This window comes from Daejeonella sp. (assembly GCF_049655485.1).
In the GTDB taxonomy this organism is placed as follows: Bacteria; Bacteroidota; Bacteroidia; order Sphingobacteriales; family Sphingobacteriaceae; genus Daejeonella.
In genome coordinates, this window is record NZ_JBASJU010000314.1 from 1 (window position 1) to 2,800 (window position 2,800).

3 protein-coding genes are annotated in these 2,800 nt (G+C 44.2%); 2 read left to right on the top strand and 1 reads right to left on the bottom strand.

Annotated features, from left to right (window positions below):
- Together WBJ10_RS12720 and WBJ10_RS12725 are read left to right on the top strand one after the other, a co-directional pair.
- The coding region (locus WBJ10_RS12720; RefSeq protein ID WP_424290863.1) for an FIST signal transduction protein at positions 1 to 1,171 on the top strand (1,171 nt) is incomplete at its 5' end.
- Positions 1,171 to 2,442, top strand: coding sequence for a sensor histidine kinase (locus tag WBJ10_RS12725; protein ID WP_424290865.1), 1,272 nt, complete (start codon positions 1,171 to 1,173; stop codon positions 2,440 to 2,442). The genes WBJ10_RS12720 and WBJ10_RS12725, both read left to right, overlap by 1 nt.
- On the opposite strand, the gene WBJ10_RS12730 is transcribed toward WBJ10_RS12725, so the two are convergent.
- Positions 2,396 to 2,800, bottom strand: a 405-nt coding sequence (locus WBJ10_RS12730) for a helix-turn-helix domain-containing protein (RefSeq protein WP_424290867.1), incomplete at its 5' end; no start/stop codon positions are given. The two genes, WBJ10_RS12725 and WBJ10_RS12730, sit on opposite strands and share 47 nt — an antisense overlap.

Consider the following 2,800-nt stretch of genomic DNA (forward strand, 5'->3'; position numbering starts at 1 on the left):
TTCTATGACGCAATCAGCAGTAGTTTTTACTGAACAAAGGGATGGCAAAGATGCCGGACGAGAGCTAGCCCATAAAATTGTAGAGAAATTAGGGGAAAAAATCCCAAATGTTGTGATAGTCTTTGCATCATCGGTATACGATTACCCGCAGTTGCTGGAAGCCCTAAACGAAGAATGTCATCCTGCAATCATTGTCGGCAGCTCTTCGGCAGGGGAATTTACTTCAAAAGACCTGGCTACTGACTCGGCCTGTGCCGTCGCAATTTACTCTGATGAGTTGAAGTTTTCTGCCGGCCTGGCTGAGGGTATCAAAAAAGATCGGATTGGAGTTGTGGATAAACTGAATTCGGCATTAAGTCATGAAACCGATTATCAGCACCAATATTATTCTGCTATGATTTTCGCCGACGCCTTGTCAGGACATACTGATGAAATAGTGGATCTCCTCACAGAGAAAACTATGGGTAAATATCAATTTTTTGGAGGGGGTGCAGGTGATAATGCGAATTTCCAGCGTACACACGTTTTTTACGGCACGGGCGCTTTTACTGATGCTGCCGTTATCCTCGAAATATTATCAAATAAGCCTATCGGAGTGGGTGCAGCACACGGATGGAAGCCCGTTGGAAAGAAAATGCGTGTTACTCAAGCCGACAACATGACCCTTATTAGCTTGAATGCCCGCCCGGCTGTCGAGTTATTCAGGGAACATGCGGTAAGCACGGGTCAAACTTTCGACGCTGAACAACCAATACCTTTTTTTCTGCATAATATCTTAGGGATAGAGGTAGCTGGTGATTATAAATTAAGGGTCCCACTCGCGATACTCGAGGATGGTTCTCTGACTATGGCCAGCAACATTCCCGAAGGCGCATATGTTACTTTCATGACTACCGACAATAGCTGTTCTGAAAAAGCTGCAACCACAGCTGCTATCAATGCACTAAAGCAGATCGGCGATCACAAACCAAAGGTTGCCTTGTTTTTTGACTGTGTGGCTACGAGACTTAGAATGGGCCAGGAATTTAACCTTGAACTTAGTCAGATTTCAAAAACTTTTGAAGGTATTGACTATGCTGGATGTAATACATACGGACAAGTAGCGCGAGTTGACGGCCAATTTAGTGGATTTCAAAATTGCACCGCCGTAGTTTGCGTAATTCCTGAATAATGGTTCTAGATCTCTTAGGTGAGTTGTATGACAAAGGAACCCGGTTTGAGAATGCCTCCCGGATAGCCGGACATTTGGGCTGTTCTCATCTAATGATATTTATTCAGGATGCGGAGATCCAGCAAGTATTACCAGCACCCGGTTTCCCTCAAACACTGCCCGACGGAAAAGCCTGGCATAACTTTTTGGCGGAGTGCGTGACCAAAGGCGCACATTCGGGTACACTGGCTTTTCCTGACAAACAGCATTATAATTTTGCTTCTGGCTTTTCAGGCTTAGATGGGACCGTTGTAGTTTGTCTCGGGGGTTCACCCGGAGAAGATGAATTGTCACCGCTTAAAGCCATTTTACCTCTTCTTACAAAGTTATTTCGCTTAGAACAGGGAGCCATCAATTCAGAAATCAGGGTGGCTCTCGCACAGAACTCTGCAGAAAAAGCAGAAAAATTAGCGCGGGCTTTAGAACTGATGCGAAGACAATTAAAAGAGGCCCTCGGCAGGAAAGAAAAGGATAAAAAGGCGATAGAGGACTTGATGAGCAAGAAGGATGAGTTTATGAATGTTGCCAGTCACGAGCTGAAGACCCCTATCACAAACATGAAAGGCTACCTGCAAATTCTCAAGAAAGAATTTGTTAAGAAAAATGGGTCATCTATTAATCTTTTAGAGAAAGCGGACCATCAAATCAATAAACTCACCGGCCTCGTGAATGATCTGCTCGACGTTACAAAAATTCATGCCGGGAAAATGCTTTATAATTTCTGTGAGTTTGAAATTTCGCAGGTAATAAATGAGGTTGTTTCACAGGCCCAGGTTGCAGTTACAACCCATCAAATCATGATCACGGGCACTGTTCAATCAAGGGTACAGGGTGATAAAAACCGAATAGAGCAAGTTATAAGTAATTTGCTTTCAAATGCTGTAAAATATTCTCCTAATGCGGAAAAAATCATTGTAAGTACATTACTGACTGGAAATGCGATACAGATATCGGTTAAAGATTTCGGTATAGGAATTCCTGCCGAGAATCAGAAACACATTTTTGACAGGTTCTATCGGGTTGAGGAATGTTCTCAGCAGTTTTCCGGCTTAGGGCTTGGACTATATATATCTGCTGAAATAGTTCGACGTCACGGGGGAACAATCGGTGTCAAGAGTGATGCCAGCGGCACCGAGTTTTATTTTTCACTTCCTGTGGCCACCCAAAATCCACTGCGGGATTCTCTTATCGATCCACTACGACCTGGCTCTCCGTATAACAATGCACCATAACAGCAATTGCCCCTACAAATAACAATACCGCAACCTGTCCAGGCTCCGATACAATGTCGTTTCCATTGCAGAAGCCACGCGCAATGTCATATGCGAATACGGCCAGCAGTACCCGATATAAGATTAATCCCGTTCGGGTTAAAGTGTTAACTATTTTAACAGGCTTCAGCTGGTCCCATCCGGCGGGCATTAGTTCTTTTGGGGTGACTTCAAGGCACCCAGCTGCCAGAGAAATAAAAATCGCATCGGGCAATATTTTGCCGCGCTCGATCAGCGAATATTTAGTCTGTGAGATATCCAATTTATTTGAAATCCACTCCTGACTAATTCCCCTGCTCACGCGAATTCTACGGAGGTT

Excerpts from the sequence above, each read along its gene's own strand:
- WBJ10_RS12725 (WP_424290865.1), top strand. The coding sequence starts at position 1,171 with ATGGTTCTAGATCTCTTAGGTGAGTTGTATGACAAAGGAACCCGGTTT.